24 protein-coding genes are annotated in these 25,969 nt (G+C 62.6%); 4 read left to right on the forward strand and 20 right to left on the reverse strand.

What is annotated here, in order from left to right:
• Positions 1-60 precede the first annotated feature (60 nt).
• From serA to HMPREF9695_RS26710, 11 genes are all read right to left on the reverse strand, one after another.
• Positions 61-1,650 (reverse strand): phosphoglycerate dehydrogenase, encoded by a 1,590-nt coding sequence (gene serA / locus HMPREF9695_RS16150; RefSeq protein WP_006021940.1) that lies wholly within the window; start codon positions 1,648-1,650, stop codon positions 61-63.
• Between the two features lie 126 nt (positions 1,651-1,776).
• The gene (locus tag HMPREF9695_RS16155) at positions 1,777-2,949 is read right to left on the reverse strand and encodes a phosphoserine transaminase (protein WP_006021941.1); all 1,173 of its coding nucleotides are present in this window, start codon (positions 2,947-2,949) and stop codon (positions 1,777-1,779) included.
• Positions 2,950-3,090: 141 nt separating this feature from the next.
• Positions 3,091-3,717, reverse strand: a complete 627-nt coding sequence (locus HMPREF9695_RS16160; protein WP_006021942.1) for a flavin reductase family protein — start codon at positions 3,715-3,717, stop codon at positions 3,091-3,093.
• A gap of 164 nt (positions 3,718-3,881) precedes the next feature.
• Entirely contained in the window at positions 3,882-4,169 is a 288-nt protein-coding gene (locus HMPREF9695_RS16165; protein ID WP_006021943.1) for a hypothetical protein, read from the reverse strand.
• A gap of 70 nt (positions 4,170-4,239) precedes the next feature.
• A complete protein-coding gene (locus HMPREF9695_RS16170; protein ID WP_006021944.1) occupies positions 4,240-4,818 on the reverse strand; it encodes a glutathione S-transferase family protein in 579 nt (192 codons plus the stop codon).
• A 112-nt stretch (positions 4,819-4,930) separates the two neighbouring features.
• Positions 4,931-5,755: an outer membrane protein gene (locus tag HMPREF9695_RS16175; RefSeq protein WP_006021945.1), complete on the reverse strand. Its 825-nt coding sequence runs from the start codon at positions 5,753-5,755 to the stop codon at positions 4,931-4,933.
• 156 nt (positions 5,756-5,911) lie between these two features.
• Positions 5,912-6,760 carry an outer membrane protein gene (locus tag HMPREF9695_RS16180; RefSeq protein ID WP_006021946.1) on the reverse strand — a complete coding sequence of 283 codons (849 nt, stop codon included), beginning with the start codon at positions 6,758-6,760 and terminating at the stop codon, positions 5,912-5,914.
• Between the two features lie 392 nt (positions 6,761-7,152).
• Positions 7,153-8,400 carry an MFS transporter gene (locus tag HMPREF9695_RS16185; RefSeq protein ID WP_041712834.1) on the reverse strand — a complete coding sequence of 416 codons (1,248 nt, stop codon included), beginning with the start codon at positions 8,398-8,400 and terminating at the stop codon, positions 7,153-7,155.
• Positions 8,401-8,727: 327 nt separating this feature from the next.
• Positions 8,728-10,077, reverse strand: a complete 1,350-nt coding sequence (gene glmM, locus HMPREF9695_RS16190; RefSeq protein ID WP_006021948.1) for a phosphoglucosamine mutase — start codon at positions 10,075-10,077, stop codon at positions 8,728-8,730.
• A 231-nt stretch (positions 10,078-10,308) separates the two neighbouring features.
• Positions 10,309-10,485 (reverse strand): hypothetical protein, encoded by a 177-nt coding sequence (locus tag HMPREF9695_RS26705; RefSeq protein ID WP_006021949.1) that lies wholly within the window; start codon positions 10,483-10,485, stop codon positions 10,309-10,311.
• A gap of 59 nt (positions 10,486-10,544) precedes the next feature.
• The gene (locus tag HMPREF9695_RS26710) at positions 10,545-10,709 is read right to left on the reverse strand and encodes a hypothetical protein (RefSeq protein ID WP_006021950.1); all 165 of its coding nucleotides are present in this window, start codon (positions 10,707-10,709) and stop codon (positions 10,545-10,547) included.
• Between the two features lie 87 nt (positions 10,710-10,796).
• Between HMPREF9695_RS26710 and HMPREF9695_RS16195 the strand changes: the two genes are divergently transcribed.
• Positions 10,797-11,972 (forward strand): alpha-hydroxy acid oxidase, encoded by a 1,176-nt coding sequence (locus tag HMPREF9695_RS16195; RefSeq protein WP_006021951.1) that lies wholly within the window; start codon positions 10,797-10,799, stop codon positions 11,970-11,972.
• 237 nt (positions 11,973-12,209) lie between these two features.
• On the opposite strand, the gene HMPREF9695_RS16200 is transcribed toward HMPREF9695_RS16195, so the two are convergent.
• The 9 genes from HMPREF9695_RS16200 to HMPREF9695_RS16240 form a co-directional block, all read right to left on the reverse strand.
• On the reverse strand, positions 12,210-12,521 hold the full coding sequence (locus tag HMPREF9695_RS16200) for a hypothetical protein (protein WP_244434533.1): 312 nt from the start codon (positions 12,519-12,521) through the stop codon (positions 12,210-12,212).
• Between the two features lie 69 nt (positions 12,522-12,590).
• Complete coding sequence (locus tag HMPREF9695_RS16205) at positions 12,591-13,424, reverse strand: shikimate dehydrogenase (RefSeq protein WP_006021953.1); 834 nt, start codon at positions 13,422-13,424, stop codon at positions 12,591-12,593.
• Positions 13,425-13,501: 77 nt separating this feature from the next.
• Positions 13,502-15,217, reverse strand: a complete 1,716-nt coding sequence (locus tag HMPREF9695_RS16210) for a SulP family inorganic anion transporter (protein ID WP_006021954.1) — start codon at positions 15,215-15,217, stop codon at positions 13,502-13,504.
• 41 nt (positions 15,218-15,258) lie between these two features.
• On the reverse strand, positions 15,259-15,516 hold the full coding sequence (locus tag HMPREF9695_RS16215) for a helix-turn-helix domain-containing protein (RefSeq protein ID WP_041712560.1): 258 nt from the start codon (positions 15,514-15,516) through the stop codon (positions 15,259-15,261).
• 185 nt (positions 15,517-15,701) lie between these two features.
• The gene (locus HMPREF9695_RS16220; RefSeq protein WP_006021956.1) at positions 15,702-17,753 is read right to left on the reverse strand and encodes an elongation factor G; all 2,052 of its coding nucleotides are present in this window, start codon (positions 17,751-17,753) and stop codon (positions 15,702-15,704) included.
• A gap of 309 nt (positions 17,754-18,062) precedes the next feature.
• Complete coding sequence (locus HMPREF9695_RS16225) at positions 18,063-18,545, reverse strand: DUF992 domain-containing protein (RefSeq protein WP_006021957.1); 483 nt, start codon at positions 18,543-18,545, stop codon at positions 18,063-18,065.
• Positions 18,546-18,720: 175 nt separating this feature from the next.
• Positions 18,721-19,233 carry a DUF992 domain-containing protein gene (locus tag HMPREF9695_RS16230; protein ID WP_006021958.1) on the reverse strand — a complete coding sequence of 171 codons (513 nt, stop codon included), beginning with the start codon at positions 19,231-19,233 and terminating at the stop codon, positions 18,721-18,723.
• 121 nt (positions 19,234-19,354) lie between these two features.
• A complete protein-coding gene (locus tag HMPREF9695_RS16235) occupies positions 19,355-21,337 on the reverse strand; it encodes an acyltransferase family protein (protein ID WP_006021959.1) in 1,983 nt (660 codons plus the stop codon).
• A gap of 29 nt (positions 21,338-21,366) precedes the next feature.
• A complete protein-coding gene (locus HMPREF9695_RS16240; protein WP_006021960.1) occupies positions 21,367-22,569 on the reverse strand; it encodes a pyridoxal phosphate-dependent aminotransferase in 1,203 nt (400 codons plus the stop codon).
• A gap of 223 nt (positions 22,570-22,792) precedes the next feature.
• On the opposite strand from HMPREF9695_RS16240, the gene HMPREF9695_RS16245 reads away from it, so the two are divergent.
• The 3 genes from HMPREF9695_RS16245 (at position 22,793) to HMPREF9695_RS16255 (ending at position 25,905) form a co-directional block, all read left to right on the forward strand.
• The gene (locus tag HMPREF9695_RS16245; protein ID WP_041712562.1) at positions 22,793-24,022 is read left to right on the forward strand and encodes a glycosyltransferase family 87 protein; all 1,230 of its coding nucleotides are present in this window, start codon (positions 22,793-22,795) and stop codon (positions 24,020-24,022) included.
• A complete protein-coding gene (locus tag HMPREF9695_RS16250; RefSeq protein WP_083875198.1) occupies positions 23,988-24,998 on the forward strand; it encodes a glycosyltransferase family 2 protein in 1,011 nt (336 codons plus the stop codon). The genes HMPREF9695_RS16245 and HMPREF9695_RS16250 overlap by 35 nt, the downstream gene beginning before the upstream one ends.
• A 235-nt stretch (positions 24,999-25,233) precedes the next feature.
• On the forward strand, positions 25,234-25,905 hold the full coding sequence (locus tag HMPREF9695_RS16255) for a glutathione S-transferase family protein (RefSeq protein WP_006021963.1): 672 nt from the start codon (positions 25,234-25,236) through the stop codon (positions 25,903-25,905).
• Positions 25,906-25,969: the final 64 nt, after the last annotated feature.

The raw sequence follows: 25,969 nt of genomic DNA on the forward strand, positions 1-25,969 counted from the left end.
AACAAAACGGGCCGGAGAGGACTCCGGCCCGTTGCAACAAAATCATAAACCCGCAGCAGCCTAGAACGTCAGCGCTTTCGCCTGCTTGACCTGCGGCAGCGCCGCCACCTTCGCGAGGACATCGGCCGGCACCGCACCGTCGACCTCGACCAGTGCAATGGCGTCGCCGCCCTGCACATTGCGGCCGAGATGGAAGGTCGCGATGTTGATCTTGGCATCGCCGAGCAGCGAGGCAAATTTGCCGATGAAGCCCGGCTTGTCCTCATTGGTGATGTAGATCATCGACTTGGCGAATTCGGCATCGACCCGGATGCCCTTGATGTCGACCAGGCGTGGCTTGCCGTCGTGATAAACCGTGCCGGACACCGAACGCTCCTGCCGTTCGGTCGCGACCGTCACGGTAATCAGGCTCTCATAATCGCTGCGGGCGGCACGGGTCACCTCATCGACCACCATGCCGCGCTCCTTCGCCACCACCGGCGCAGAGACAACATTGACGTCGCCCAGCATCGGCCGCAGCAGGCCCGTCAAGGCTGCGGAGGTCAGCGCCTTGATCTTCATATCCGCGACCGCGCCCTCATAGGTGATCGTGACCTTGGTGATGCCGGTTTCGGTCAACTGCCCGGCGAACGAGCCGAGCTTTTCGGCCAGTTCGATGAACGGCTTCAGCTTCGGAGCTTCTTCCGCCGTGATCGAGGGGAAGTTGACGGCGTTGGAGATCGCGCCGGTCAGCAGATAGTCCGACATCTGTTCGGCGACCTGCAACGCGACGTTCTCCTGCGCTTCCGTGGTGGATGCGCCGAGATGCGGGGTGCAGATGACATTGGGATGACCGAACAGCACGTTGGTCTTGGCCGGCTCTTCCACGAACACGTCGAACGCAGCGCCCGCGACATGCTTGGAATTCAGCGCATCGACCAGCGCCTGCTCATCCACCAGACCGCCGCGCGCGCAGTTGATGATACGCACGCCCTTCTTCATCTTGGCGAGCGAGGCCGCGTCGATGATGTTCTTGGTCTTGTCGGTCAATGGCGTGTGCAGCGTGATGAAGTCGGCGCGCTTGAACAGGTCGTCGAGTTCGACCTTCTCGACGCCGATGTCCTTGGCGCGCTCCGGCGACAGGAACGGATCGAACGCGATCACCTTCATGCGCAGGCCGAGCGCGCGGTCGGCGACGATCGAACCGATGTTGCCGGCGCCGATGACGCCAAGCGTCTTGCCGGTGATTTCGACGCCCATGAAGCGGTTCTTCTCCCACTTGCCGGCCTGGGTCGAGGCGTCGGCGGCCGGGATTTCGCGGGCCAGCGCCAGCATCAGCGTGATGGCGTGCTCGGCGGTGGTGATCGAGTTGCCGAACGGCGTGTTCATCACGATGATGCCCTTCGCCGTAGCGGCGGGGATCTCGACGTTGTCGACGCCGATGCCGGCGCGGCCGATGACCTTCAGGTTCTTGGCCTTCTCGAGAATCTTCGCCGTCGCCTTGGTGGCGGAGCGGATGGCGAGGCCGTCATAGTTGCCGATGATCTCGGCAAGCTTGTCCTTGTCCTTGCCGAGTTCCGGCTGGAAATCGACCTCGATGCCGCGATCCTTGAAAATCTGCACGGCGGCGGGAGACAGCGCGTCGGAAATGAGAACTTTGGGTTTGGTCATGGGATGTGATCCATCTTTCGTCATTCCGGGGCGCGAGCCTTGCGAGCGAGCCCGGAATCCAGACGAGGTTAAAGGGATTTGTAGTTGGATTCCGGGTTCGCGCTGCGCGCGCCCCGGAATGACAAGTCAGGCCGCTTTCGCGAGCGAAGCCTTGGTCTCGGCGAACGCCCAGTCGATCCACTGCGTCAGAATCTCGACGTCCCTGGCCTCAACCGTCGCACCGCACCAGATGCGAAGGCCCGCGGGCGCATCGCGGTAATGCGCGAAGTCGTAACCGGCGCCTTCCTTCTCGACCGCCGCAACCAGCTTCTTGGCGAAGTCAGCCTGCGCATCAGCAGAGAGGGCGGTGATCGCCGGATCGACGACCTTCAGGCACACCGACGTGTTGGAGCGGATCGCCGGATCGGCGGCAAGGAAGTCCACCCACGGCGTCTTCGCCTTCCAGTCGGCGAGCACCTTGGTGTTGGCATCGGCACGCGCGATCAGCGCCTTGAGACCGCCAACGGACTTCGCCCAGTTCAGCGCATCGAGATAGTCCTCGACGCAGAGCATCGACGGCGTGTTGATGGTTTCGCCCTCGAAGATGCCGGCATTGAGCTTGCCGCCCTTGGTCATGCGGAAGATCTTCGGCAGCGGCCACGGCGGCGTGTAGCTCTCGAGCCGCGCGACGGCGCGCGGCGACAGGATCAGCATGCCGTGCGCAGCTTCGCCGCCCAGCGCCTTCTGCCAGGAGAAGGTCACGACATCGAGCTTCGGCCAGTCGAGCGGCTGCGCGAACGCGGCGGAGGTCGCGTCGCAAATCGTGAGGCCTTCGCGGTCAGCCGCGATCCAGTCGGCGTTCGGAACGCGCACGCCGGAGGTGGTTCCGTTCCAGGTGAACACGATGTCGGAATTCTTGTCGGCCTTCGACAGATCGGGAATCTCGCCATATCCGGCGTGGAGCTTGACCACGTCCTTGAGCTTCAATTCCTTGACGATGTCGCTGACCCAGCCTTCGCCGAAGGATTCCCATGCGATGGTGGTGACCGGGCGCGGCCCGAGCAGCGACCACAGCGCCATTTCGACGGCGCCGGTGTCGGACGCAGGCACAATGCCGATCTTGTAATCGGCAGGCACTTCAAGCACTTCGCGCGTCAGTTCGATCGCGAGCTTGAGTTTGGCCTTGCCGACCTTCGCGCGATGCGAACGGCCGAGGGCTGCGTCCTTGAGATTTTGGGGGTTCCAGCCAGGGCGCTTGGCGCAGGGGCCGGAGGAAAAATGCGGCACGTTCGGCTTGGCGCCGGGCTTCGCTACAGTCATGTTCTATCCTTCCAGATAGCTAGCCTCCCGTTGGGGGGAGGTGTCCCGCCGCCGTCAATATGGAAGGTTTCGGATTTCGTCAAGAAACTTTGCCCCGCGCGGATCACAAAGCCGGGATGCAGGGCGTCCCTTCCCGCCGGGTCAGGCGGGCCGCTTCCACTCTGCGAGCGGGATATTCGGCATCTCGAAACGCTGTGTCGTGCGGGTGTACCAGCCGCCTTCCATGCGTCCGATCAGATCGAGTTTCTCCGCATCGACATACTGCCGCGTGGCATCGATCACGGCGTGATCCTGCACATGAATCATCAGGATACGGCCGAGCACGAGGCTGAAGCCGCCGAGCGCGACCTCCTGCATGAACGTGCATTCCATCGAGACCGGTGACGCCTCAATCCGCGGCACTGCCACCCGCTCCGACGGAACGAGTTTCAGGTCCGCCTCTGCCGGTTCCTCGACGCCCTTGGGAAATGCGATCGAGGTGATCCGCATCTGCTGGGCGAGACTGTAAGGCACAAGATTGACCACGAACTGTTCGTTGGCGCGAATGTTGGCGCGGGTATCCTTCGGCTCGCCGGGCCCCTTGCTGCCGATTCCGACGCCGACTGTCGCGGGCTCCGATCCGAACACATTGAAGAACGAGAACGGCGCGGCGTTCACGGCGCCGCTGCTGTCACGCGTGGTGATCCATGCGATCGGCCGCGGCAGCACGGTGGCCAGCAGCAGCTTGTAGCGTTCGCCGGGCGTCATTGCTTCGAAATCGAATTGCATGGGTCCTCCTCGCGCAAAGCCGCTCGCGGCAACGCCGCCGTCTTGAGTGACTTGCAATTCGCAAGCCGGATCAACGCGGCCAGACTAGATGCTTTTTTGGAACTTACAACGCTGGACGGAGATTCACCCGCACATGGGCGATCTGCCCTCGCTGTCAGGACCTGTTATTCCGGCGCCGCGCCCACCGGCGGTCCGCCGGGCGGACGGTGCAGGAAGGTGATGGTGGCGAAAGCCCCGACCCACGATCCGACCGCGGCAAAGGCCACATAGATCCAGTTCTCGGTGTAGCTGATCACGGCGTAAGACGAGAGCAGATACCAGATGCTGCTCCAGGATGCAGCGGGGACGCGTTTGCGCGCTACCACCGCCGACGTGAACATGACATAGACGGCATCGGTCGCGGCGGTGGCGAGCAGAACGGCAACGGCGGTCAGGGGATTGATGGCCGGCATGGGCGCTTCCTCGGCTGGATGACGAACCGGCCCGAGCTTAGCCTGCATTCGCCGCCTTCCGTCCCCGGAATCAGAGGCCGAGCCGCTTTTCGGACTCGCCGATCCAGCGCCGCACGGCGTCATAACCGTCGAGATGAAAGCCGCCTTCATGGGCCGCGCGGGTGTAGGCCAGCAGCGCCACATCCGCGAGCGAGAACACGTCCTCGACCAGGAACTTCGTTTTCTGCAACTGGTGCTCCATCAGCGCCAGCGCGGCATAGCCCCGCTTGACCTTCTCCGGATCGAGATCGCCCAGCGACTTGCCGAGATAGACCATCAGAAACCGGCAGACCGCGATGTAAGGCTCGTGGCTGTACTGCTCCCAGAACAGCCACTCATCCATCTTCGCCGACAGGAACGCCTCCGCGGGGATCAGGTCGGTGCCGCGCGCCAGATAGCGGATGATGGCATTGGATTGCGCCAGCGTGCGACCGTCGTCGAGTTCGAGCACCGGCACCTGCCCCGCCCCGTTCAGCTTGAGAAACTCGGGCGTGCGGCTTTCACTTTTCATGGTGTCGACATCGATCCAGGTGTAGCGGCGAGAAAGCTTGTCGCACACCCACTTCACTTTCAGGCAATTGCCGGATTTCAGATCGCCATAGATCTTCATGACCGCACCTTCCCGATGGCTGCCGCCTCCGAATGGAGCGATAGCCCAACAGGCAAAACGGCCCCTGTCAACGACAGGAGCCGCAAAAGAGAATTTCGGAGAAACGGTTCGGTCAGAACCTGTAGCCGAGACCGCCGCGCACGGTGTTGATGTTGGTATCGATGGGACCGGTGAAGCGGATGTATTCCCATTCGGCGCGGCCGAACACGTTTCCAAACAGCATCACTTCGGTGCCAAGACCCATCGTGTATCCGACCTTCAACCGGCCGTGCTGGTTTTCGGAAGCCGTGTACGTGACGGGGCCGTAAGCGTTTGTCGGCGGCGGACCGGGATTCGTGCCCTGCGCATCGATCACGTTGGTTCTCGTGCTGTCGGCGAGTCCGAACGCAACGCCGCCAAACAGATAAGGAAGGAAACTGCCGATGGCGTATGCGGCGCGGCCACGGAACGTAAGAATGTCCGTGAACTTGATGGACGCCGACGACGTCACGAGCACATTGTTGTTGATACCGTCCGAGGTGGTGAACTGGCGCCCCATACTGCCGGCTGCGGCGCCCCCGAAGTTACCGTGCATATAGCTCGCATCGACGCCGAGCACGGCGTCGCCCCACTGCGCGTTATAGCCGGCGAAGCCGCCAAAGGCGCTGCTCTGATGCGAAACCTTCCCGCCGATCACCGGCCAGCTCGAAACCTGGAATTCCTTTTCGATCGTCGTCAGCGCCAGTTGTTGCGCCGTCATGTTGCTCGTCGCACCATTGAAATTGTGGTCGGACGAGCCGTAAGCCGCCTGCCCGCCGGCGTAGAAGCCCTGCCATCTGACATAGCGCGGACTTTCGCGGAGCATTCCGCGCAGGACCGGCAAGTCCTCGGGATAATCGGCGGCCTGCGCACCCTGCGCGGCTGCCGCCATCATCATCGCCAACACGATCCGACGCATCACGAAACTCCCGTTACCAACGCTTAACTACGTTCGATCATGCCGCGTTAACCCTAATCATTCGTTATCGCCGCGCACTCTGCGCAAAAGAAAACGGCGCGGAAAAATCCGCGCCGTTAAAGTTTGGCAGGAGAGACGAAGCGAGAAGAAATCCAATCAGCCCTTGCGGATCAGCGGAGGCAGCATCGGCGGAGCGTAAGCCGGCACCGGGTCGATCGCCCAGCGCACGCCGAGCTTCAGGTCGTGCGACGTGAGATGCTTGAAGGTCGTCGGATTGTTGATGTTGTTGGTGCCATCGTAAGCGATGACGTCGCCGGTGATGCCGTCACCCATGTCGAGGTAACGGTAGGCCAGTTCGAGCGTCAGGCTCGGATTGATCTTGTAGGCAAGGCCGGCGTGAACCGCCCAGGCGAAATTCCACTTCGATGCATCTGCTGCGTAAGCGGAGCTTGGCCCGCCGGCGAAACCACCGTTGCTCGTCGTTTGTCCGACGTCAGTGTAGTTTGCCATCGTCACGCGAGCGGCACCGACACCGGCACCGATGAACGGTGTGATGCACCACCAGGTTCCGAGATCGGCATAGGCGTTAGCCATGATCAGCCATTCGGACTTGTTGCCGGTATACTTGTTGAAGCCGTTTTGCACGGCACCGCCGCCATTGAAGGTGTTCACTTCGTAACCGTTCAGCGTCGAGCTGGCGCGGTATTCACCGGTCACGTCCGCGCGGAACCAGTTGTTGAAGCGATAGCCGGCACCGAGACCGAAGATGCCCGCGCTGTTGAAGTCCGCCTTCTGGCTCTGGCTGATCAGGTTGGCTTCGAGCGCGTTGCTCAGGTGCTGGACCTTCTGATTGCTGAAGCCGATATCGCCGCGCAGATACCAGCCGCCGAAGTCTTCCACTGGAGGCGGAACATACATCGGAGGGGGCGGAAGATCGGCAGCGAGCGCGGCCGAGGAAATGAATGACGCCGCGCCGGCAGCAAGAAGATTCTTCAGAGTACGCATTGGTCCGGTCCTTTCGCCGGTGAGGCAGACAAAAGCCTCACGCTCAAAACTCATGGGCGGACCATGGCACCAAATGTTTAAGCGGCACTTAACCCTAATTCTTAACCGCGATTTTTAATCTGGCTTAAGCGAGACGGTAAACATTTACACAACGCGCCAGGCCTGACGCGCCGCAAATCCTAACGATATATTGATGATTGAGTCAGCGATGCTGACGTAGTGGCGGCGAAGTCTGCTTCGGACTTTTCCGTCATTGCGAGCGAAGCGAAGCAATCCATTCTTCTATCCAGGACATGGATTGCTTCGTCGCTGCGCTCCTCGCAATGACGAGACAAATGCCAGACACGAGGCCCGGCATGACGTCGATAGTTGTGCAACTTAAAGTGCGAGCGTCAGAGCTTGTGGCGCTTGATCTGCGGCAGGAAGATCGCAAGCAGGCCGATGGCCGGAAGCCAGGCGCAAACCTGATACACGAAATCGATGCCCTTCCAGTCCGCCACCTGACCGAGCACGGCAGCGCCGAGACCGCCGAAGCCGAACGTCATGCCGTAAAACAATCCCGAGATCATGCCGAGACGATGCGGCATCAGTTCCTGCGCATAGACGATGATCGCAGGCGTTGCCGACGAGATGATGAATCCGATCAGGATGCTCAGCATCGCGCTGGCGAACAGGCCGACATGTGGCAGCGCCAGCGTGAACGGCAGCGCGCCGATGATCGAGAACCAGATCACATACTTGCGGCCGAACCGGTCGCCGAGCGGACCACCGAAGAACACGCCGACCGCGCTCGCGGCGAGAAACAGGAACAGATAGATCTGCGACGCCTGCGTGGTGATGCCGAATTTCTGAATCAGGAAAAACGTGTAGTAGCTGCCGATGCTGCCCGAGTAGAACGCCTTGGAGAACAGCAGCACCATCAGCACGGTCAGCGCAACCAGAGTGCGCGCCAATGATCGCTCTTCGTCGGCCACGGCATGGCTGACCTTGCGCTGTGCGACGCGCGGCCTGTACCAGCGCCCGATCTGCCACAGCACAACGATGGCGAGCGCGGCAACCAGCGAGAACCAGGCGATGCTGCCCTGCCCGAACGGCACGACGATCAGCGCCGCGAGCACGGGACCGACCGCGCTGCCGATATTGCCGCCGACCTGGAACACCGATTGCGCCATGCCGACCCGGCCGCCAGAGGCCATGCGCGCGATGCGCGAGGATTCCGGATGGAAGACCGCTGATCCGGTGCCGACCAGACCGGCCGCCAGCAGGATGACCCAGTAATGATTGGCGACGCTGAGCAGGATCAGGCCAGCGAAGGTAAAGCCCATGCCGAGCGCGAGCGAGAACGGCTTTGGATACTTGTCGGTGTAGGCGCCGACGAACGGCTGCAACAGCGACGAGGTGAACATGAAGGCCAGCGTGATCATGCCGATCTGGCCGAAGTCGAGCGCGTAGTTGTCCTTCAGGATCGGATAGACCGACGGAATCAGCGACTGCATCAGGTCGTTGAGGAGATGAGAAAAGCTGATGGCACCGATGATAGCGTATGCGGGTGCGCTCGAAACCGGGGCGGGGGCCGCCGGAGCATCCACAACGATCGGCGCGGCGAGGGTGTCTTCCGACAGGACAACGGGCTTGTTCACGGCAGATTCCGGCAAATTCAAAATCGAATTGACTTCAAATACAAATTCGGCGGCAAGGTCACCAGTCGCGATTCCCCATGGCTGATGTGCCGGATTGATCAGACTGGCGGCAAGTCGCGCAGACCCCGTCATCCTGAGGTGCGAGCACTTGCGAGCCTCGAAGGATGGCGGTGAGATCTGCGTCCTGCATTCGCGCATCCTTCGAGGCTCGCCGCAAACGCGGCTCGCACCTCAGCATGACGCGGCACTGTGCAAAATGGGTCCCGGCCGGAGCCTGTCATCGGACGACGCTTTGCGCCGATCCGTTGGCCGGGACGACGTAGAATTTTAAGCCGCCGCGGACGCCGTCCCGAGCGCCGAGACGATCATGTCCACGGCTTCCTCGACCAGATCGCGATTGTCGCCCTCGCCCATCACGCGGATGACCGGCTCGGTCCCGCTGGGGCGGATCAGCAAACGGCCGCTGCCGTTCAGGCGTTTCTCCGCATCGACGATCGCGGATTTCACGCCGGGATTGTCGAGCGGCTTGCCGGTGCGGTAGCGCACGTTCTTGAGAATCTGCGGCATCGGCTCGAAGCGGTGGCAGACCTCCGAGACCGGACGGCCGAGGCGCTGCACCACGGCGAGAACCTGCAACGCCGCGACGAAGCCGTCGCCGGTGGTTGCGAAGTCGGACATGATGATGTGGCCCGACGGCTCGCCGCCGAGATTGTAGCCGCCCTTCTGCATCTGCTCGAGCACATAGCGATCGCCGACCGGCGTGCGCAGCAGTTCGATGCCCTGCTCTTTCAGATAACGTTCAAGGCCGAGATTGGACATCACGGTGGCGACGATGCCGGGCTTCGCCAGCCGTCCATCGTCCTTCCAGCTCTGCGCGATCACGGCGAGAAGCTGGTCGCCGTCGACCACATGTCCGCGTTCGTCGGTGATGATGACGCGATCGGCGTCGCCGTCGAGCGCGATGCCGATGTCGGCGCGCATCTCGCGCACCTTGCGCGACAGCGCTTCCGGCGAGGTCGAACCGCAGTCCTTGTTGATGTTGAAGCCGTCCGGCTCGACGCCGATGGAGATGACGTCCGCGCCCAGCTCCCACAGCGCTTCAGGCACCACCTTGTAGGCCGCGCCATTGGCGCAATCCACCACGACGCGCAGGCCGTCGAGGCTGAGATCGCGCGGCAGGGTGCGCTTGGCGAATTCGATGTAGCGATCGTGCACGCCATCGATGCGGCGGGCGCGGCCGAGACTGGCGCTCTGGGCGAGGCGCTTGTCGAGGTTCTCGTCCATCAACTGTTCGATCTGCGTCTCGACATCGTCGGACAGCTTGAAGCCGGCAGGGCCGAACAGCTTGATGCCGTTGTCGTCGAACAGATTGTGCGAGGCGGAGATCATCACGCCGAGATCGGCGCGCATCGATTTGGTGAGCATCGCCACGGCCGGCGTCGGCATCGGGCCGAGCAACAGCACATCCATGCCGACAGACGTGAATCCGGCCACCATGGCGTTTTCGATCATGTAACCGGACAGACGGGTGTCCTTGCCGATCACCACGCGATGACGATGGTCGCCGCGCTGAAACACCAGACCGGCCGCCTGCCCGACCTTGAGCGCCAGTTCCGGCGTGATCAGGCTGTTGGCACGACCGCGGATACCGTCGGTCCCGAAATATTTGCGCACCATGAATTCCCCTGTTCCGCCGAGTCTCTGGCCAGGCTCCGAAAAACACCTGCTTGGCTCTGGCGAACGCCCCATTCTAGCGGAGAGCTCGTTATAAAGCCTCTGGGGACGGGATTTCTTCAAATAATATGATGAATCATTACCGCCGCCCGGCAGAGGCGACGGTTCCTATCTCATTGATTTATAACGTGTTGTCCGCACTCCGGCCCTCCAGCCGGAAAACCGGCCTGGGGGCTAGCCCTTCCGTCTGCTGTCCTCATCGTGCCTGGACGGCGACGGCTGGGTCACGCTGACCGGGTCAGAGCCCGGAAATGATTCTTCCAGCCCGGCCTCGAGGTCGTCGTCGAGCTTCTTCTTCTCCGGGTCTTTCGGCTTGTTCGGGTTTTTTGGCTTGGTGCCGGCCTCGGCCATGATGTGCTCCTGCGTGGGTTCGCAGGGATAACGTCCGGGGATGCCGCCTGTTCCGGATTTTAGTCCTTCGGACGGGGTTCGACGTGCGGGTCCGGCTGGGTGAGTTTGACGGGGTCAGAGGCGGGAAAGGTCTCTTCAAGCGCCTCATTGAGTTCGTCGTCCAGTTTGCGCTTTTCGGCTTCAGCCTTTTTGACGGCTTCCGGATCGGCCTTTTTCGTGGTCATGACGATCTCCCGGCATGGCAGGTGTTTGCACACGCTCCAGCCATGGTAGATGATTGTCACAACAAAAAATTCAATGAGGACGCGTCCATGAAGAACATTACCTGCATCGAGGACCTGCGGCAGATTCACAAGCGCCGCGTGCCGAAGCCGTTTTTCGATTATGTGGACGGCGGATCCTATGCGGAAGAAACCCTGCGCGCCAACATCAGCGACATGCAGAAGTTCAAGTTTCGCCAGCGCATCCTCGTCGACATTTCGAAGCGGCAACTCAACACGACCATTCTCGGCGAACCGGCTGCGCTGCCGCTGATCCTCGCCCCGATCGGCTCGGGCGGACTTCAGTATATGGACGGCGAAATCTACGCCTGCCGTGCTGCGCAGAAGGTGGGCATTCCCTATACGCTTTCGACCATGTCGATCTGCTCGATCGAAGACGTTGCCGCGAATGTCGAGAAGCCGTTCTGGTTCCAGCTCTATGTGATGAAGGACCGCGGCTTCGCGAAATCGCTGATCGAACGCGCCATCGCCGCGAAGTGCAGCGCGCTGGTGCTCACGGTCGACCTGCAGGTGCTCGGCCAGCGCCACGCCGACGTCAAGAACGGCCTGACGGTGCCGCCGAAACTCGCGACGCTGAGAAACCTCATCGACTTCGCCACCAAGCCGGCCTGGGTCATGGGTATGCTCAAAGGGAAGAGCCGAAATTTCGGCAACATCACCGGCCATGTGAAGGGCGCGGGCGATCTCGGCTCAACCTCGGCGTGGGTTGCGTCGCAATTCGACCAGTCACTGAACTGGAAGGATGTCGAATGGATTCGCTCGATCTGGCCCGGCAAACTCATCATCAAGGGCATTCTCGATGTCGTCGATGCGCGTGAAGCTGTGAAGACCGGCGCGGAAGCCATCGTGGTCTCGAACCATGGCGGACGTCAGCTTGACGGCGCACCGTCTTCGATTTCGGTGTTGCCGGAGATCGTGCAGGATGTCGGCTCGCAAACCGAGATCATGTTCGACGGCGGCATCCGCACCGGCCAGGACGTGATGCGCGCGCTGGCGCTGGGCGCCAAGTCCTGCATGATCGGCCGCGCCTATATCTATGGCCTCGGCGCGGGCGGACAGGCTGGCGTGGAATTGGCGCTCGATCTGATCGGCAAGGAGCTCAGCACCACGATGGGCCTCACCGGCATCAACCATATCGACGAGATCGATCGCCGCGTGCTGACGGACTATATGCAGACCAATGCGGTGAGCAGCCCGCGGAATTGAATCGGGGATTGATTCCTTTACCTCTCCCCGCTCGCGGGGAGAGGTCGGAGGCTGAGCGCAGCGAAGTCTCCGGGTGAGGGGCCTCTGCGTTCCATTGGCGAAATGCCCCTCACCCGCTCGCTTTGCTCGCGACCTCTCCCCGCAAGAACGGGGAGAGGTGAAGTTCACATCGGCGGCGCGAGGCCGTCGTTGCCCGCGACGGTGCGATCATCGACCGCGCCGTTGGTCAGGCAGGCGTTACTGACAACTCCAGGACGTGGTCACCTTGTCCTCGGCCATGGTCGCCGTGCAGTTTTTCTGCTCAATTTCGTTCGAGCCCGGCGTCTTCAACTTCACGAAACCGGCAAGTTCGCGGGGACCGCGACGGAGCATACTGATTTCCGTGACGGTGATGTTCTTGGCAGCAAAGTCATCCTGCATGCGCTTCTTGACGTCTTCGATGAACGCCGGGTTGAAACCCTGCGCACCCTGATAGACGGTGGTGGCGCTGTAGATCACCAGCGCGAGCGCGGCGAGCACGACGAATTTTCCGGTTCTGTTCACAGGCATCCCTTCATGCTGAAGGCGCCCCTTTAGCGTCGCACGGTGAGAATCTCAAGCTGTCCCGGTGTCGCGGATTCAGACTCGTGTCAAATCCGCCTCGACCAGCGCGCGCAGGTCCGGGGTCACTGCGGGACGCCTGCCAAACCACAATTCAAACCCGCGCACCGCCTGATGCAGTAGCATGCCGAGACCGTCGGCTGTTTGCAGGCCGCGCGCCTTGGCTGCCTTCAGCAGATCCGTCTCAAGCGGCACGTAGACCAGATCGGCGACCGTCGCGCTTGCCGGAAGCGCGCCGACATTCACATCGAGCGGCGGCTGCCCCTTCATGCCGAGCGATGTGGTGTTCACCAGAAGGCCTACACGCGGGAGCACATCGCCAACGGCATCCCATGCCAGCGGCTGCACATGTGCGCCGAACTGATCGGCCAGCACCTGCGTTCGCGACGCGGTGCGGTTGGCCAGATGCACACGCCTGATGCCGCGTTCGATCAATCCGAAAATCACCGCGCGTGCCGATCCGCCCGCGCCGAGCACCAGCACATCTTCGGTGCGATCCCAGCCCGGCGCGCTGGCGTCGAGATTGCCGATGAAGCCCTCGACATCGGTGTTGGTCGAATACAGTTCGCCGCCATTGAAGTAGAGCGTATTGGCCGCGCCCACCGCACGCGCACGCGCATCGGGCGCCGAGAGTGCGAGCGCCTGCTCCTTGTGCGGGATGGTGACGTTCGCGCCCTTGTAGCCGCGCTCCGCAAGATGTCCGATGAAATCTGCGAACGCTGCCGGCTCCACAGCTTCGATGCGATAGTCGCCGTCGATGCCGAACGACGTCAGCCAGTATTTGTGAATCAGCGGCGACCGCGAATGTGCGGCGGGCCAGCCGATCAGACATGCCGCAGGTGTCACGCTCACAAATCGGGCTCCGGTTCGACCAAATCCACATACGAATTGGTATGTCGATTGGTCAAATCACGCAGCCCCCGGCGCTGTCAAATCGTTTGATCCAGCCGCTTGATTTCCGCGACGGCGCTCGCGATGTCCGAGCGGTATTTCGCCTGCGGCGGCCGCGCGCCATAGGACAGCAGCGTTCGCCGCACACTTGGCGATGCGCCGGTGATGAACACCCGCACGCCGTGACGCCGCGCCTTGACCGCGATCTGCGCGATGGCATTCGCCGCTGTGGAGTCCAGCAGCGGCACCGCCTTGAAGTCGATCACCAGCGCCTTGTAGCCGGACAGGCGATCGAGCACCGAGGCCACGGCGGCGACCGCGCCGAAAAAGAATGCGCCGCTGATGCGATACACCATGATGTCGCGGTCGGCCGCGAGGGCGGGATCGTAGGGTTCGCGGTCGCCGTTCGACCTGTCGGCCTTGTCGTCGACGGTGAGCGGCGCGTAGGTGTCGATGCCGGTGATCTGCGACATGCGGTGAATGAACAACAGCGCGCCGAGCGCGAAACCGACCACGATGCCTTCGGTCAGATCGCGGAACACGGTGAGCAGGAATGTCGCGAGCAGCACGACGGCATCGCCCCATGACGAGCGGATGAGTGTCGCGAACTCATGCTTCTCCGCCATGTTCCACGCCACCACGGCGAGCACGCCTGCGAGCGTCGCCAGCGGAATGTAACTCGCCAGCGGAGCAGCCAGCAGCATGAACGCCAGCAGGAACACCGAATGCAGCATGCCGGCCACCGGCCCGCGTGCGCCGGCGCGGACATTGGTGGCGGTGCGTGCGATGGTCCCGGTGACGCAGATTCCGCCGAACAACGCCGAGCCGATATTGGCAAAACCCTGCGCCACCAGTTCAGAGTTCGAGCGATGACGGCGACCGGTCATGCCGTCAGCGACGACGGCGGACAGCAGCGACTCGATCGCCCCGAGCAATGCGAACGCCATCGCGTCGGGCAGCACCGCCTGAATCTTCGCCAGCGTGATAACGGGAAGCGACGGGACCGGAAACGACTGCGGAATGCCGCCGAAACGCGTGCCGATGGTTTCCACCGGCAGCGATAGCAGCGCCGCTGCAGCGCCGGTGACGACGACGGCAATCAGCATGCCAGGCCACGTCGGGCGCAGCCTGCGAAGCCCTGCGATGATGGCGATGGTCGCAACCGAGATCGCCACCGCGGCAACGTTCGTAGTGCCGATGGCGCGTCCCAGTGTTTCAAGTTTCGGGATCAGTTCGCCCGGTTCCTTGCCCGCAAGCGTGAGGCCGAGCAGATCGCGGATCTGGCTCGCGAAGATGATGACGGCGATTCCGGCGGTGAAGCCTACCGTCACCGGATAGGGAATGAACTTGATATAGGTGCCGAGCCGCAGGAATCCGGCGGCGATCAGAATCAGTCCGGCGATCATCGTCGCCAGCAGCACGCCGTCGATTCCATGGCGCGCCATCGATGCCGCAACCAGCACGATGAACGCACCGGCGGGGCCGCCGATCTGGAAGCGGCTGCCGCCGAGCAGCGAGACGAGAAAGCCGCCGAAGATCGCTGCGTAAAGTCCGCGGTCAGGCGTGGTGCCGGAGGCGATCGCAATCGCCATCGACAGCGGCAGCGCGACGATGGCGACGGTCAGGCCCGCAACCACATCGGCGCGAAAGACATCGAGGCCGTAGCCCTCGCGCAGGACCGTGACGAATTTCGGTGTGTACAGTTCAGCGAATGTCGGCTGCCGCTGGCTCGGCTGTGCGCTCGATGCGTCCATGTGTTCTGCGCCCGCGTGTCATGCCGGCGTGTCGCCGGCTTTTAACCTTGCGGCGGCTCCCTGAACCGCACGCCCCGGCCCCCGCCCTCGCTCCTGGCGTTGTCGCCGATCAGATCCACGCCGGCCCGGTTCAGTGCGTCGACAACCTTGGTCAGAGAGTCGACAACACCGCGAACAACGCCGCCGCTGGCCTCCATCCGCTGGATGGTCGGAAGCGACACACCGGACATTTCCGCGAGAGTCTTTTGGTCGATGCCCAGAAGAGCCCGCGCGGCCCGCATCTGCGAAGATGTGATCAATGACAAAATTCCGTCTTGAGAGACCATAATGCAAGTAAAAAACGGCCTTAATGATGTATTATACATCATCCAGAGCCGTTTTGTAGGCTGATTTTTGCAATGAGCGCGGCGGTTTCACCTCTCCCCGTTCGACGGGGAGAGGTGAAGAATCTCGCATTTCACGCGAGATGTTTGCGAGACGTTGCCTATGCCGCCGTGCGATGGGCGGCGATGATCTGCTCCGCCGCACGGCCGGTGACTTCCGACATGTGGTCGAACTGCCGGGTGAAGCCGCCGGCTCCCGCTGTCGCCGAGCGCAATTCCACGATCAGATCGCCGATTTCGGCTTCGGGCATCATCGCCCGCACCCGGTCCCAACCGGTCCAGCCCTCGCGGGTATCGAAGCCGAGAATCTGGCCACGCCGCCCCGACAGGATGGAGTTGATCTTCGCGGTCGCATCGGTCGGACAGACGATCTCGACCACATGGATCGGCTCCAGCAACACCGGCGCGCATTGCGGCAACGCTTCGGTGACACCGATACGCGCCGCCGTGCGGAACGCCTGATCGGACGAGTCGACGCTGTGATACGAGCCGTCGGTCAGCGTCACTTCGAGATCGATCACCGGGAAGCCGAGCGGCCCGCGCATCATGCCGTCGCCGACGCCTTCTTCCACCGCGCCGATATAGTTCTTCGGCACGGCGCCGCCGACGATCTTTTCGCGGAACACGACGCCGCTGCCGCGCGGCAACGGCTTGATGTCGAGCACCACGTCGCCGAACTGGCCATGGCCACCGGACTGCTTCTTGTGACGCCCGCGCTGGGTGATGGTCTTGCGGATGGTCTCCTGATAACCGACCGGCGGCGCGTGCTGCTTCACGGTGACGCCGAAGCGGTCCTTCAGCCGTTCGACCGCGACGCGCAGATGCATCTCGCCCTGCCCCCACAGCACCATTTCGTGTGTGAGAGGATTGTGGACGACGCTCAGCGACGGATCTTCCTCGATCAGACGCGTCAGCGCCTGCCCGAGCTTGACGTCGTCCTTGCGGTCCAGCGCGGACAGTGCCGTCGCCAGAACAGGCGGCGTTGCCACCACATCGGCGAGTGCAGCGGGCGTGGTCTTGCCCGTCGTCAGCGTCTCACCAGTGTGGACCGGATCAAGCTTGCCGAGCGAAACCGTCTCGCCGGCAGCCGCGGATGCACGCTTGCCGTCGGCACCGCCATTCGGCACGGCAATTCCCGAGACCCGGCCGCTTCCGCCGCCGGACGACTGCACGGTGTCGCCGTCGGTGATATGCCCGCGCAGGACGCGCGCCAGCGACAGCTTGCCGCCATGCTGAAGATGCGTGGTCTTCATGACATAGGCGAGCCCCGTCTTCTCGTCATCAACACCGAGGCGTTTGGCGGTGGCCGTGACATTGGGAGCTTCATGGCGCAGCGCCTTCATCAGCCGCAGGACACCGTTCTCGCGCGTCGCGCAGCCGAGCAGCACCGGACAGATCTGACCCTCGCGCAATTCGTTGGCGAGATCGTCGAACACCTCGTCGCGCGGCGGCGGAATATCCTCAAGCAACTGTTCGAGCAGCCGGTCATCATGATCGGCGAGTTTTTCCAGCATGGTGAGCCGTGCTTCCTTCTCGCGATCGACATCGCCTGCCTCAAGGTCGATAACCTCGGACGGCATATGCTCGCGATAGACAAAGGCGCGCTCCAGCGCGAGATCGACGAAGCCTGCGATGAGATCGCCCTTCCAGATCGGAATCTGCCGCAGCACCAGCGGCGTACGCGAGGCCGGCTGCAACGTCGCCAGCGTTTCGCGGATGCGCTTGTTCGCCTTGTCGATCTTGTTGAGGAACAGGAAGCGCGGAATCCCGAGGTCTTCGAGCTCGCGCATGATGATCTGCAATTGCGGCAGCTTGCGCTCGTCGGCCTCGCACACGATGACCGCGGCATCGACCGCCGGCAGCGCGGCACGCATGTCGTGCGCGAATTCAACGGACCCCGGACAATCGATGAAGGTGTAGCTGTCGCCCATAAAGGTGGTGGTCGCGGCTGTCAGCCCGACACTCATGCGATGGTTACGTGCCTCCGGAGACTGATCTCCGACGGTGTTGCATGCTTCAACGGTGCCTGCTTTGGGAATGGCCCCGGTCCGGGCCAGGATCGCTTCAAGTAATGTGGTCTTGCCACTCTGGAACGGGCCCACCAGCGCAATGCACCGGGGACCACGGGGACTTCTCAGGTTGTCTTGTCCCATTTGCCGTCTCCTCATGGAGTACGGCCCGCATCGAGCACTTCCCGGCGAAGGGTTCATCCGGTCGCCGCCGGAACGCTCTCACTTCATAGCTACGCGCATTCCGCTCGCACCGCTCCCACTTCTGCGGAATGCGTTCACGCGGGTCGGCCTCAGGATCGTCTCAAGGCGCGGTACGGTTGGCAAGCGGGAAACATGCCGCTGCGCAGCATCGCGCGATCACCTAAAATTGCTGTCCCATTGGAGACATTATCGAAAACAAAGGCCCGCCAAGGCGGCGGGCCTTTGCAAAAAATATTCTGTGCGCGAACCTCAGAAGCGGCCGGGACGCAGTTCCATGCTCTGCACGCCGCCGGCGACGCTCAAGCCGGTCTGTCCCTGCACGCTCAGCGGTTGCAGGGCGAAGGAATTGGCCGAACCGCCGAGCATGGCGTTGCCGCCAAGACCAACGCCCACCGCGGCGCTGGCGTCGACGCCGGCGTAATTGCCGGACAGGTCGCCCATGCCGATACGTGCGGTCGGTGCGAACACCGCCCATGACAACGCGGTCTCAGTCGTGATGCCGAGATCGACGCCGATCTTGGTGATGCGCGCGGTATAGAGATCGTCCGGGCGGCCGTCGGCGCGGAAGACGCATCCGAGATTGGTGACCGAACCGACAATCATGCCGACATTCGGACCGCCGCGGCATTCAAGCACGCCGACCTGGGTGCGCCCTGACTGAGCATGAACGAGGACAGCCGTCGCGACGAGGGCTGCCGAAGCAACGGACAGGACGGTGGAAAGGCGGCGCATGGGATGTCTCCGGCTGTATGGCGCGAATTGAAGGATCGATGCGAAAAAGACCGTGAAAGGTCCGCGCATCTAGTCATACCGGCGGGTAATGTTCAATTCCCGCCCTGCCGATAGCCCTTAAAGAGCAACAAAAAAGGCCCGCATGTGCGGGCCTTTTTCATTCCGGTTTGTTAACTCAACCGCGATGGTGGTGGCGGCGATGCTTGCGCTTCACCAGGCCGGCCGGCTCAAGTTCGAGGCCGACAACGCCGCCGGCCACGTTCAGGCCGGTCTGGCCCTGCAGGCTGAGCGGCTGGAGCGCGTAGGAATTCTGCGAGCCGCCCCACATCAGGTTGCCGCCGCCGCCGAGACCGAAGGAGACGTTGCCGCCGACGCCGCCGTAGTTGCCGGCAAGATCGCCGCGGCCGAGACGCTGGGTCGGGGCGTGCACCGCCCACGCAAAGCTGGTGTTTTCGGTCACGCCGAGGTCGACGCCGACGCGGGTGACATGCGCCAGATAAGGCTCGGGACGGCGGCCTTCGCTGCGGAAAACGCACTCAAGCGTGGTTTTGGACGCGACGACCATACCGACGTTCGGGCCGCCCCGGCATTCCAGCACGCCGACCTGAACGGCCTGCTGTGCGTTCGCCGTGGCGAACGAGGCGACGAGTGCCGCGAACGCGGTACCGAGAACTGATGAAAGACGCATGGAATTCAACTCCGGATTGCTTGTTTTGATAGGCGCGCGGACAAAAGGGAAGCGCCGTGTCAAAAACATGGCAGCCTGCTTATTTCCTATCAAACTGCCGACATTATTCAGCAGTGTTGCCTTATCGCAGGTGTCCGCCAACGCTCGTTGCCGGTTTGCCTAGCAAGAAGCTCACCAAAGTGTCTTCTGCACGCGCGCCCAGAAGCTCCGATCCCATCACAGTCAGGTGACCGGTGTCCCGAAACAGCCAAAGGCCGCCATTCATCACCTCGCACACACTCGGGCAGAGGTAATCTTCCGGAAACAGTGTCGTCACTTTGTCAGGATACCGCGCCTTGATACTGCGGAACGTCTCATTCCATGGCGCCGTCTGCGTTCGCACTTCGGCCAGGGTCGGAGGAGCGCAATCCGGCGGCGGGGCGATGGACAGACGCCTGATTTCCGTTTCGTACTTTTTGCAGTGGGTCAGCACTTCGCCGCCGATCAGCAAGATGCGCCGGTCCGGGCCACCCATCTTATCAATCGTCCGGGACAGCGCCGCCGCAATCGCTTCGCGGTACTGATTGTCGGTGTTCGCCGGCAGCGGGCGGCCATCCTCTCCGGCGAGATTGCGATAGGACCGCCACGCCTGTGCGATCAACACTGGCGCAGCGCTGCTGCGTACCTTGTCGAATGTAGCGTCCCGCTCGGCGGCACAACGCGCCGCGGTGGAAGCATGGCCCAGCCGGATGCCGTCGAGCATCAGGCACCCGCCGTAAGCGTAGGATTCGCCCCGCATGCCAAGCTTGAGCAGCAGCGGCTGCAACGCGGCGACATACTGCTGTGCATAGGAGTCGCCGATGATCTGCACGCCGAGCGGTCCGGCCGTGTCGCCAAACACGCACAGATACTCCGAGCACGGCGCGAAGGCGAAAGCCTGCTTGTGCATGACCGCTCGCTGCGCCTCGTTGAAGCGCCATGACCAGCCATCCTGACGGAAGGCTGTGTGCGCCGGAACAGCGACAACGGCAATCGCCACACCGCAGGCACCGAGAAGTTTCCAGAACGGCCTCACCTCAGGCGCACGCGACCGGAATGGCACTTCGACCAGACGATGAAGCATCGTCGCCAGCCCGAACATCACGGCAAGGGCCACGAGTTTGACCCAGACCACCTCCATCCAGTCGCCGATGACATGGCGGCCGAACACGATCACGGGCCAATGGCACAGATACAGCGAATAGGAGATGGTCCCGACCCAGACGGCGGCGGGGTTACCGAGAATGCGCAACTGCGTGGAGCCGCGGCCACCGTAGATCGCAAGCGCAGTCCCGGCGGCAGGGATCGCAGCGGTCAGTCCCGGGAACGGCGTCGCCGCCGTGTAGAAGATCATGGACGCGAAGATCAGAACCAGCCCCATTGCGAACATCGCAATAGCCTGTCGAGGTCCGGGAGATCCGCGCCGCTCGGCCAGAACCACGATCGTCCCGAACGCAAACTCGAACACGCGGAAGGGGGTCAGGTAGAAGGCGGCTGCAGTGTCGCGCGGCAGCCAGAGCTGGGCCGCGATCAATGAAGCAGCCGCGAGCGTCGTGATCGCGACAAAGAGGAAAGCCGAGTGCTTCGCCCTTGTCAGGAGCAGCAGCAGCGCGGGCCAGACCAGGTAGAACTGTTCTTCCACCGACAACGACCACAAATGCAGTAGCGTGCGCTCGTCGCTCGAGGCGGCGAAATAGTCGTGCGCCCCTTTCCAGAAACGGATGTTGACGATGGAGAACAGCGACGAGACGACGTCGCCGGCCAGGACACGCAACTGCTCCGGCGAAGACAGCACCAGCCCCACTGCGAACGAAGCTGCGATGGTGACGAACAGCGCCGGGAAAATGCGCCGGATCCGGCGATCGTAGAAAGTCAGCAGCGAGAAGCGGCCATCCTGCAGATCGTTCAGGATATTTCGCGAAATCAGGTAACCGGAAATGACGAAGAACACGTCGACACCGACGAATCCTCCGGGCAGCGCCGAGAACTTGAGATGACAGAAGATGACGCCGAGGACTGCAATGCAGCGCAGGCCATCGACGTCAGGGCGATAGACGCCGTGAGCGAAATGTCGAGGCGCGGTCACGACAGCAGCCTCGACATATCATCAGCGCCTCAGCGCAGGTTTCCGCAGAAACGCTGGATGCGCTTGCAGGCTTCCTCGAGGTCTGAGGTCTTCGTCGCGTAGGAGATGCGGAACGCCGGGCCAAGGCCGAATGCGGACCCCTGCACCACCGCGACGCCTTCGGTCTCCAGAAGCTCGGTTACGAAGTCCTCGTCGGTCGCGATCTTTTTTCCCGATGGCGCGGTCTTGCCGATGGTGCCCGCGCAGGACGGATAGACGTAGAACGCGCCTTCGGGGCGCGGACAGTCGATGCCGCTCGCCTGATTGAGCATGGCGACCACGAGATCGCGGCGCTCCTTGAACACCTTGTTGTTCGCCGCGATGAAGTCCTGCGGACCGTTGAGCGCCTCGACGGCCGCCCACTGCGCGATCGACGACGGGTTCGAGGTCGATTGCGACTGGATGGTCGCCATTGCCGAGATGAGCTGCTGCGGCCCGCCCGCATAACCGATACGCCAGCCGGTCATGCAGTAGGCTTTCGATACGCCGTTCACGGTCAGCGTGCGATCGAACAGTTTCGGCTCGACCTGCGCCGGGGTGGTGAACTCAAAATCGTCGTAGACGAGATGCTCGTACATGTCGTCGGTCATCACCCAGACATGCGGATGCTTCACCAGCACGTCGGTGAGCGCCTTCAGTTCGGCGTGCGTATAGGCCGAGCCGGTCGGGTTCGACGGCGAGTTGAGGATGATCCACTTGGTCTTCGGCGTGATCGCCTTCTCCAGCGCGGCCGGCTGTAGCTTGAAGCCGAACTCCGCCGTGCAGACCACCGGCACGCTCTCGCCGCCGGCAAGCGCCACCATTTCCGGGTAGCTCACCCAGTACGGCGCCGGGATGATGACTTCGTCGCCGGGGTTCAGCGTCGCCATCAGCGCGTTGTACAGCACCTGCTTGCCGCCGGTGCCGACCGTGATCTGGTTCGGCTTGTAGGTCAGGCCGTTCTCGCGCTGAAACTTCGCGATGATCGCGTCCTTCAGTTCGGGAATGCCGTCCACCGCCGTGTATTTGGTCTTGCCGGCCTCGATGGCATGGATCGCCGCCAGCTTGATGTTGGCGGGCGTGTCGAAGTCCGGCTCGCCTGCGCCAAGGCCGATGACATTGCGGCCCGCAGCTTTGAGCTGACGTGCTTTATCCGTGACCGCGATGGTCGCGGACGGCTTCACACGGTCAAGCGCAGCGGACAGAAACGGCATCGTGTTCTCCTAAAGGATGGTGAGGGTCGCGAAGGCCCGGATTCGCAGGTTTTAGCGGGCGGGGCACCCTAAAACGGGCGACGCTGCATCGCAAGAAACTTCGCCCGAAACACACGAAATTGCGCCGCAGACTAAGGAAACCTTAAAGCGCCCGCCTTAGGGTCGATGCGCCCAGGGGCCGATGTGCCCGCGCCCTGTAACATTCGTAAATCCTGGCGAGAAAATGAGCCATATCTGGCAAGACCTGCGGACGGGAAACTGGCTCACGCCGGCCCGTATCCGCAACTATGCATTGCTGGTCCTCGCCATTTCGGTGGCCGGACTGATCGGGCTGCTCGCCACCTCGGATCACATGATCGATCGCAACGGCAAGCCGATCGGAACCGATTTCTCCAATGTCTACGCGGCCGGTGTCCTGACCCTGTCAGGCAAGGCGTCCGATGCCTACGATCCGAAGCTTCAGCACGCCGCCGAAATCGCCGTGTTCGAGGGCCGCGATGTCCCGTTCTTCGGCTGGCACTATCCGCCGTTTTTCCTGATGGTGGCCGCGCTGCTGGCGCTGATGCCTTACGGCTTCGCGCTCGCGTGCTGGCTCGCGGTGTCCCTCCCCGCTTTCATGGCAGCCGTCCATTCGATCGTGCCGAGGCGCGAGACATGGCTGGTCACGGCGGCATTTCCGGCAGTGTTCGTCAATGTCGGCCACGGCCAGAACGGATTTTTCACAGCGGCCCTGCTCGGTGGCTTTCTCACCTTGCTGGACCGGCGCCCCGCACTCGCAGGCCTGTGCCTCGGCCTTCTCTCCTACAAGCCGCAATTCGGAATCCTGATTCCGCTCGTGCTGCTCGCGACCGGTCGCTGGACCACGATCGTCAGCGCCGCCGCGACCGTGATCGCGCTGATCGCGATGTCGACGCTGCTGTTCGGCATGAATGTCTGGCACGCCTTCGCCGAGTCCGCGACCTTCACGCGCACGATCGTACTCGAGGCAGGCGGCACCGGCTGGGAGAAGATCCAGTCGCTGTTCTCCGCCGTGCGGATGTGGGGCGGCGGCATCGATCTCGCTTACGCCGCGCAAGCCGCGCTCGCGCTGGTGCTCGCGGTGACGATCATCAGGCTGTGGCGTTCGCAGGCAGCGTTTGAACTCAAGGCCGCGGCGCTTGCCATCGCGAGCCTTCTGGCGACGCCCTATGTGCTGGATTACGACCTCGTCGTGCTCGGCATCGCCATTGCGTTTCTTGCACGTCACGGCTTCGCACGCGGCTTTCATCCTTATGAAATCTCGCTGCTCGCGCTGGCCTGGGCTGCGCCGTTCCTGACCCGCAGCATCGCGGGCCTCAGCGGCATTCCGCTCGGCCTCCTCGTCATGATCGCGCTTTACGCCATGACCCTGCGCCGCGCAGCGAGCGACCTCGGCATTCATGCAATCGGGAGCAGCCGTCTTGTCAAAGCTTGATCGCGTCCGCGACGAAATCGATGACCTGTTCCCGCACAGCGCGATGGTGCGCAACCGCTCCATCGCGGTGCTGCTGCCCTGCTACAACGAAGAGACCGCCATCGCCGGCGTGATCGACGGCTTCAAGCGCGCGCTGCCCGGCGCGCGGATTTACGTCTACGACAACAATTCCACCGACGGCACCTATGAGGCCGCAGTCGCTGCCGGCGCCATCGTCCGCCGCGAAACGCTGCAAGGCAAAGGCAACGTGGTCCGCCGCATGCTGGCCGACATCGAGGCCGACATCTACATCCTCGCCGACGGCGATGCGACCTACGATCCGACCGCCGCCGGCGCGCTGATCGAGGCGCTGGTGACGCGCAATCTCGACATGATGGTCGGCACCCGCAACGGCGGCGACGGCGCGTTTCCGCGCGGACACCGTTTCGGCAATCACCTGTTCAACCGCATTCTCGCAAATATGTTCGGCGACGGGTTCACCGATATTCTCTCGGGCTACCGCGTGCTGTCGCGGCGCTTCGCGAAATCGTTTCCGGTCACGTCCAGCGGATTCGAAATCGAGGCGGAACTGTCGGTTCATGCGCTCGATCTCAAGATCGCCACCGGCGAGATGCCGCTGCCTTATGCGACGCGGCCCGAAGGTTCGCAGAGCAAGCTGCGGACCTATCGCGACGGCACGCGAATCCTGCTGACGCTGATCAAACTCTACAAGGAGACGCGGCCGCTGCGTTTCTTCAGCGCGATCGGCGCCATGCTGCTGCTGATCTGCCTTGGTCTCGGTGCACCGCTGATCGTCACGTATCTGGAAACCGGCCTCGTGCCGCGTTTTCCCACCGCGATACTCGCCGCCGCCATCGCGCAGCTCGGCTTCCTCTCTTTCGCCATCGGTCTCGTGCTTGAGGCCATTGCGCAGGGCCGCCGCGAAGCCAAGCGCATGCGCTATCTCGATCTTGACGCAGTTGCGAACAAACCCTGACGATCACGGATTACCGGCATTTTTTCACGCCAAATTGCGTGAAATTGACACCGCGCGCATGCTCCGCAGAATAAAATCTCTTATGGCTGCGCGGCTGTGCGCGATTTGACTTTTTCTAACGCAAAGGCCTTGCGGCGAGGGTCCCGGAACCTCATTGTTACACCGGCCTGGGGGCAGGCAGGGGTGGCAGTCCGGTTCGCGCCGCATGTCTCCGGCGGTACTTTCGAAAGCCTGTATGTACAAACTTTACTCGATGCAGCGCTCCGGCAACAGCTACAAGGTCCGCCTTGCGCTGGCGCTGTTGAATGCGCCGTATAAAGCCATCGAGGTCGACATTCTGCGCGGCGAAAGCCGCACGCCGGAGTTTCTCGCGCGCAATCCGAGCGGACAGGTGCCGCTGCTCGAAGTTGCCGATGGACGCTATCTCGCAGAGTCCAACGCGATCCTCTGGTATGTCGCGATCGGCACATCGCTCGCGCCCGAAGACCGCATCGATCGCGCGCAGGCGCTGCAATGGATGTTCTTCGAACAGCACGCGCTGGAGCCGAGCGTCGGCGCTGCATATTTCTGGCTGGTGCTGGTGCGCGGCGGCCGCGACCTGCAGACCCATTCGCTGGAAGACTGGATGGAGCGGGGCTACGCCGCGCTGCGGGTGATGGAAAATCACCTCAAGACCAACGACTACTTCGCCGCAGGGCATCTGACCGTGGCGGACATCGCGATGTATGGCTACACCCACGTTGCCAACCAGTGCGACTTCGATCTCTCCGGCTATCCGTCCGTGAAGGCCTGGCTGAAGCGGGTGGAAAGCGAGCCGCGCTTCGTTTCGATGGCCTGGAAGCCCGCCGAAATCGCGGCCCCGGAAACGGCTCCCGGAACCGAAACCGGCCTGACTGCCGAGGCTTAAACCAGCCGATTCGCGGGAGGATAGCGGGCATAACCTGCTGATTTTCCTCATCTTGCCTCGCTTC

It is taken from the genome of Afipia broomeae ATCC 49717, from assembly GCF_000314675.2.
Taxonomy (GTDB): domain Bacteria; phylum Pseudomonadota; class Alphaproteobacteria; order Rhizobiales; family Xanthobacteraceae; genus Afipia; species Afipia broomeae.

What these genes read in the sequence shown, in the direction of transcription:
- HMPREF9695_RS16160 (WP_006021942.1), bottom strand. Translation starts at nt 3,717, where the DNA reads ATGCAATTCGATTTCGAAGCAATGACGCCCGGCGAACGCTACAAGCTG.
- HMPREF9695_RS16175 (WP_006021945.1), bottom strand. Translation starts at nt 5,755, where the DNA reads ATGCGTCGGATCGTGTTGGCGATGATGATGGCGGCAGCCGCGCAGGGT.
- HMPREF9695_RS16195 (WP_006021951.1), top strand. Translation starts at nt 10,797, where the DNA reads ATGAAGAACATTACCTGCATCGAGGACCTGCGGCAGATTCACAAGCGC.
- serA (WP_006021940.1), bottom strand. Translation starts at nt 1,650, where the DNA reads ATGACCAAACCCAAAGTTCTCATTTCCGACGCGCTGTCTCCCGCCGCC.
- HMPREF9695_RS16200 (WP_244434533.1), bottom strand. Translation starts at nt 12,521, where the DNA reads ATGCCTGTGAACAGAACCGGAAAATTCGTCGTGCTCGCCGCGCTCGCG.
- HMPREF9695_RS16210 (WP_006021954.1), bottom strand. Translation starts at nt 15,217, where the DNA reads ATGGACGCATCGAGCGCACAGCCGAGCCAGCGGCAGCCGACATTCGCT.
- HMPREF9695_RS16180 (WP_006021946.1), bottom strand. Translation starts at nt 6,760, where the DNA reads ATGCGTACTCTGAAGAATCTTCTTGCTGCCGGCGCGGCGTCATTCATT.
- HMPREF9695_RS16165 (WP_006021943.1), bottom strand. Translation starts at nt 4,169, where the DNA reads ATGCCGGCCATCAATCCCCTGACCGCCGTTGCCGTTCTGCTCGCCACC.
- HMPREF9695_RS16170 (WP_006021944.1), bottom strand. Translation starts at nt 4,818, where the DNA reads ATGAAGATCTATGGCGATCTGAAATCCGGCAATTGCCTGAAAGTGAAG.
- HMPREF9695_RS16245 (WP_041712562.1), top strand. Translation starts at nt 22,793, where the DNA reads ATGAGCCATATCTGGCAAGACCTGCGGACGGGAAACTGGCTCACGCCG.
- HMPREF9695_RS26710 (WP_006021950.1), bottom strand. Translation starts at nt 10,709, where the DNA reads ATGACCACGAAAAAGGCCGATCCGGAAGCCGTCAAAAAGGCTGAAGCC.
- HMPREF9695_RS16220 (WP_006021956.1), bottom strand. Translation starts at nt 17,753, where the DNA reads ATGGGACAAGACAACCTGAGAAGTCCCCGTGGTCCCCGGTGCATTGCG.
- HMPREF9695_RS16225 (WP_006021957.1), bottom strand. Translation starts at nt 18,545, where the DNA reads ATGCGCCGCCTTTCCACCGTCCTGTCCGTTGCTTCGGCAGCCCTCGTC.
- HMPREF9695_RS16250 (WP_083875198.1), top strand. Translation starts at nt 23,988, where the DNA reads ATGCAATCGGGAGCAGCCGTCTTGTCAAAGCTTGATCGCGTCCGCGAC.
- HMPREF9695_RS16155 (WP_006021941.1), bottom strand. Translation starts at nt 2,949, where the DNA reads ATGACTGTAGCGAAGCCCGGCGCCAAGCCGAACGTGCCGCATTTTTCC.
- glmM (WP_006021948.1), bottom strand. Translation starts at nt 10,077, where the DNA reads ATGGTGCGCAAATATTTCGGGACCGACGGTATCCGCGGTCGTGCCAAC.
- HMPREF9695_RS26705 (WP_006021949.1), bottom strand. Translation starts at nt 10,485, where the DNA reads ATGGCCGAGGCCGGCACCAAGCCAAAAAACCCGAACAAGCCGAAAGAC.
- HMPREF9695_RS16240 (WP_006021960.1), bottom strand. Translation starts at nt 22,569, where the DNA reads ATGCCGTTTCTGTCCGCTGCGCTTGACCGTGTGAAGCCGTCCGCGACC.
- HMPREF9695_RS16255 (WP_006021963.1), top strand. Translation starts at nt 25,234, where the DNA reads ATGTACAAACTTTACTCGATGCAGCGCTCCGGCAACAGCTACAAGGTC.
- HMPREF9695_RS16230 (WP_006021958.1), bottom strand. Translation starts at nt 19,233, where the DNA reads ATGCGTCTTTCATCAGTTCTCGGTACCGCGTTCGCGGCACTCGTCGCC.